This is a genomic window from Caulobacter sp. B11 (assembly GCF_002737765.1).
In the GTDB taxonomy this organism is placed as follows: domain Bacteria; phylum Pseudomonadota; class Alphaproteobacteria; order Caulobacterales; family Caulobacteraceae; genus Caulobacter.
The window spans coordinates 1-4801 of record NZ_PEGG01000284.1; the positions used below are offsets into that span (position 1 = coordinate 1).

A 4801-nucleotide genomic window follows, 5' to 3' on the forward strand; every position below is an offset into this window, starting at 1 on the left:
CCTGGAAGACGTCGGGCAGGGTCAGGGTGCGGATCTTCAGGCCGCGATCCAGGGCCCGTGCGTGGCCAGGGCCTGCAACACGAAGGCGCCGAAGCCGCCCATGGCGCCCTCTTCCACGGTGACGATCGCCTCGTGCTCGCGGGCCAGGCGCAGTAGCAGGTCGATATCCAGCGGCTTGGCGAAGCGCGGCGTCGCAGACCGTGGCCGACAGGCCGCGGGCCGCCAACAGGTCGGCGGCTTTCAGAGCCTCGCCCCAGACGCGTGCCGAACGAGACGATGGCGACGCTCGTCCCCTCGCGAACGATCCGGCCCTTGCCGATTTCCAGCGGCTCTGCGCAACCGACCGGCAGCTCAAGGCCCAGCCCCTCGCCGCGCGGATAGCGGAAGGCGCTGGGGCGGTCATCGATCTCAACCGCCGTGGCGACCATCCGGGCCAGTTCCAGTTCGTCGGCGGCCGCCATCAGGATCATGCCGGGCAGAGACCCCATGAAGCCGATGTCGAAGGTGCCGGCGTGGGTGGGGCCATCGGCGCCGACCAGACCGGCGCGGTCCATGGCGAAGCGCACCGGCAGGCGCTGGATAGCCACGTCGTGGACGACCTGGTCATAGCCGCGCTGCAGGAAGGTCGAATAGATCGCCGCGAACGGCTTCATGCCGTCGGCCGCGAGCCCGGCGGCGAAGGTCACCGCGTGCTGCTCGGCGATGCCCACGTCATAGGTGCGGTCGGGGAAGCGCTTTGCAAACAGGTCCAGGCCGGTGCCCGAGGGCATGGCGGCGGTGATGGCGACGATGCTGGTGTCGCGCTCGGCCTGCTTGATCAGTTCCTGGGCGAAGACCTTGGTGTAGCTGGGCGGCCCGGCGGCGGCCTTGTGCTGCTGGCCGGTGACCACGTCGAACTTGACCACGGCGTGCAGCTTGTCGGCCGCGCCCTCGGCCGGGGCATAACCCTTGCCCTTCTGGGTGACGACGTGGACCAGCACCGGCTTGTCCTCGAACGCGCGGGCGTTCTTCAGCACCGAGACCAGGGCGTCCATGTCGTGGCCGTCGATCGGGCCGATATAGTAGAAGCCGAGCTCTTCGAAAAAGGTGCCGCCGGTGACCATGCCGCGGGCATATTCCTCGGCCTTGCGGGCCGCTTCGCGCATCGGGGTCGGCAGCTTCTCGACCACCGTCTTGCCCAGCTTGCGCACCTTGCGATAGGCGCCGCCCGAGACGAGATTGGCCAGATAGGCGCTCATGCCGCCCACCGGCGGGGCGATCGACATGTCGTTGTCGTTGAGAATGACGGTGAGTTGCTTGGTGGTGTCGGTCGCCGCGTTCATCGCCTCATAGGCCATGCCGGCGCTCATCGAGCCGTCGCCGATCACGGCCACGACCTTGTTGGTCTCGCCCTTCTGGTCGCGGGCCGCGCAGAAGCCGAGCGCCGCCGAGATCGAGGTGGCCGCGTGAGCCGCGCCGAACGGATCGTACTCGCTCTCGCTACGTTTGGTGAAGCCCGACAGTCCGCCGCCCTGGCGCAGGGTGCGGATGCGGTCGCGGCGTCCGGTCAGGATCTTGTGCGGATAGGCCTGGTGGCCGACATCCCAGATCAGGATGTCCTTGGGGGTCTCATAGACATGATGCAGGGCGACGGTCAGCTCGACCACGCCCAGGCCCGCGCCCAGATGGCCGCCGGTGACGGAGACCGCATCGATGGTTTCGGCGCGAACCTCGGCCGCCAGCTGCTTGAGCTCGGCCACGCTGAAATCGCGGGTGTCGGCGGGGGAAGTGATCTTGTCGAGAAGAGGGGTCACGAGAGACATGTCCGAAGTAAGCGCTGTCAGCTACGGCGGTCCAGCACGAAATCAACGCTGCGGCGCAGATGATCGGCCCGTTCGCCAAAGATATCGAGGTGGGATTTTGTCTGAGCGGCCAGAAGGGTGACACGATCCTTGGCGGCGTCGAGGCCCAGCAGGGTCACATAGTTGGTCTTGCCCATGGCCGCGTCCTTGCCGCCGGCCGCCTTGCCGAGCACGGCCTCGTCGCCCTCCTCGTCGAGGATGTCGTCGACGATCTGATAGGCCAGGCCCAGGTCCTGGGCGAAGCCCATCAGGGCTGAGCGTTCTTCCGACTTGGCCCTGGCGATGATCAGCGGGATCTCGAAGGCGAAGGCGATCAGGGCGCCGGTCTTCAGGCGCTGCATCCGGGCCACGGCCCCCAGGTCGTCGCGCACGCCCAGCAGGTCGATCATCTGGCCGCCCACCATGCCCTTGGCGCCCGAGGCGATGGCCAGCTTGCGCACCAGTTCGGCGCGGATATGGCCGTCGTCATGGGTGTCGGGATGGGCCATGATCTCGAAGGCGGCGGTCTGCAGAGCGTCGCCCGCCAGGATCGCGGTGGCCTCGTCATATTGGATGTGCACGGTGGGGCGGCCGCGGCGCATGACGTCATTGTCCATGGCCGGCAGGTCGTCATGCACCAGGCTGTAGGCGTGGATGCATTCCAGGGCGCAGGCCGCCCGCAAGACCGGACGCTCGGGCAGGTCGAACATCTTGCCGGTTTCCAGGGCGAAGAACGGCCGCAACCGCTTGCCGGGCCCCAGGGCCGCATAGCGCATCGCTTCAGTCAGCCGGCTCTCGGGACCTTCGGCGCGCGGCAGCAGTTCGTCGAGCGCCACGGTGACGATGTCGGCCGCCTGGACGATGCGCCGTTCGAGGTCGATCAAAACAGCTTCCCCCCATTGGGCACGTCGCGGTCCACATCGACCAGCACCACGCCGCCCTCGGCGTCGGGAAAGCCCAGGCAAAGGACCTCGGACATCACCGGCCCGATCTGGCGCGGCGGAAAGTTGACGACGGCGGCGACGCGGCGGCCGACCAGTTCGTCCAGGCCGTAGTGCTTGGTCACCTGGGCCGAGGACTTCTTGACCCCAATGGCCGGGCCAAAATCGATGGTCAGCTTGAAGGCGGGCTTGCGGGCCTCGGGAAAGGCCTCGGCGATGAGGATCGTGCCGATACGGATATCGACCCGCTCGAAATCCTCGAAGGCGATCTGCGACGAGGCCTGACCCATCAGGCGAACTCGGCGGGCTCGGAGCCGACCACGCCGCCCTGCCCCAGGACGATCTTCTCGACCTTGAGCCGCGCGGCCTCCAGCTTCTTCTCGCAGTGGGCCTTCAGGGCCGCGCCGCGCTCATAGATGTCGATCGAGCGCTCGAGCGGGGCCTGGCCCGACTCCAGCTCCGAGACGATCTTCTCCAGTTGCGACAGGGCGTCCTCGAAGCTGAGGCCCGACAGATCGGCGTGCGAGGGAATGGCGGCTTCGGACATTTCTACTCCGGGGAGAACCGGCGCACCCTAGTGGCGGGCCGCGCCTCGGGCAACGCCCGATGGCGTCAGACGCGCTCGAAACGCTTGACGCACCAGTAGTTGAAGCCCTGATCGAGGGTCTTCTTCAGGCCGCGCTTCTGCAGCGCCAGGCCGATCATGGTGTTGAAGAATCCATGGGCCAGCAGCAGGACGTCCTGCCCTTCGGCGGCCAGCGCGATCAGCAGGTCGGCGGCGGCGTCGGCGCGGACCTCGGCCTGCGCCCGGCTTTCCTGTCCGTCATGGTGATTGAAGAACCACCACCAGAAGCGCGCGAAGAAGCCCCAGTGCCGGGGCGACAACCGAATCCAGGTCGGCCAGGGCGGCGGCGGCAAGGGAGCCTCGATGAAGATCAGCTCGGGACGAAAGTCGCGATCGCCGAGCACCGCCTGCGCCGTTTCGATCGAGCGACGGCGAGTCGATGACAGGATCACTCCGGCGCGCTGGGCGATCTCGATCAGGCAGGCCGGCGGAGTCTGGCCCGGCAGCAGGCCGCCCTCCTCATAGAGCGCCCACCACGCGCCATAGGCCTGGGCGTTGAACCGCACCGCGCGCGAGAGCGCCGGTTCGCCATGGCGGGCAAGGTTGATCACGCCCGGCCGGGGCGCGAGAGATGCGGAAGCTTGGTCGGCGAAAGGGGCGTCGGCCATGGATTTCTGTAAAGCCCGTTCCTTGAAGGTTCGCGCACCACGCGACCAAAACGGACCTCTAGCCCTCCTGCAACGCCCGAACATGCGCGACCGACGAACGGCCCAGCGCTTCTAGGTCGTACCCGCCCTCGAGCGAGGAAACAATACGCCCCCTGGCCCGGCGGTTGGCCACCGAGACGATGGCCCGGGTCGCCCAGGCGAAGTCCTCGGCCTCCAGGCTTTGCGCGGCAAGGGGATCGCGTTGATGGGCGTCGAAGCCTGCCGACACCAGGATCAGGTCGGGGGCGAAGGCGTCGACCGGGACCATCAGCCCCTCGAAGGCCTTGCGCCAGGATTCGCGCGAGGCGTGCGGCGCGACGATGGCGTTGGCGACATTGCCCACCCCGATCTCGCTGGGGTCGCCGGTGCCGGGATAGAGCGGCGACTGGTGGATCGAGGCGAAGAACACCGTCGGGTCGTGTTCGAACGCCGCCTGGGTGCCATTGCCGTGGTGGACGTCGAAATCGATGATCGCCACCCGCTGCAGGCCCGCCGCCTGGGCGACCCGGGCCGCCACCGCCACGTTGGAGAACAGGCAAAAACCCATGGCCGTGCCGGGCTCGGCATGGTGTCCGGGCGGCCGCACGGCGCAGAAGGCCCGCCCGGCGCGACCGGCGGCCACGTCGCGCACCGCCGCCGCCACGGCCCCCGCCGCCCGACGCGCCGCGGTCAGGCTGCCGGTCGACAGGATGGTGTCGGGGTCGAGGCTGCGGGTTCCGGTCTGGGGCGACGCCGCGAAGACCCTGTCGACAAAGGCCTGGGGATGAA

The 4801-nt window shown here is 68.3% G+C and carries 5 protein-coding genes and 1 pseudogene; all 6 read right to left on the minus strand.

Going from position 1 to position 4801, the window contains the following annotated elements; all coding sequences use genetic code 11:
• Positions 1-1802: pseudogene (gene dxs, locus CSW58_RS11140) on the minus strand (1-deoxy-D-xylulose-5-phosphate synthase); the annotation flags it as partial.
• Positions 1803-1819: 17 nt separating this feature from the next.
• Positions 1820-2704: a polyprenyl synthetase family protein gene (locus CSW58_RS11145; RefSeq protein WP_099447335.1), complete on the minus strand. Its 885-nt coding sequence runs from the start codon at positions 2702-2704 to the stop codon at positions 1820-1822.
• Positions 2701-3051, minus strand: coding sequence for a tRNA-binding protein (locus CSW58_RS11150; RefSeq protein WP_099447336.1), 351 nt, complete (start codon positions 3049-3051; stop codon positions 2701-2703). Before CSW58_RS11150 ends, CSW58_RS11145 begins: the two co-directional genes overlap by 4 nt.
• Complete coding sequence (locus tag CSW58_RS11155) at positions 3051-3308, minus strand: exodeoxyribonuclease VII small subunit (RefSeq protein ID WP_099447337.1); 258 nt, start codon at positions 3306-3308, stop codon at positions 3051-3053. The genes CSW58_RS11150 and CSW58_RS11155 overlap by 1 nt, the downstream gene beginning before the upstream one ends.
• Positions 3309-3373: 65 nt before the next feature.
• Positions 3374-3994 (minus strand): histidine phosphatase family protein, encoded by a 621-nt coding sequence (locus CSW58_RS11160; RefSeq protein WP_099447338.1) that lies wholly within the window; start codon positions 3992-3994, stop codon positions 3374-3376.
• 58 nt (positions 3995-4052) lie between these two features.
• A partial coding sequence (locus CSW58_RS11165) for a histone deacetylase family protein (protein WP_099447339.1) occupies positions 4053-4801 on the minus strand: 749 nt, incomplete at its 5' end.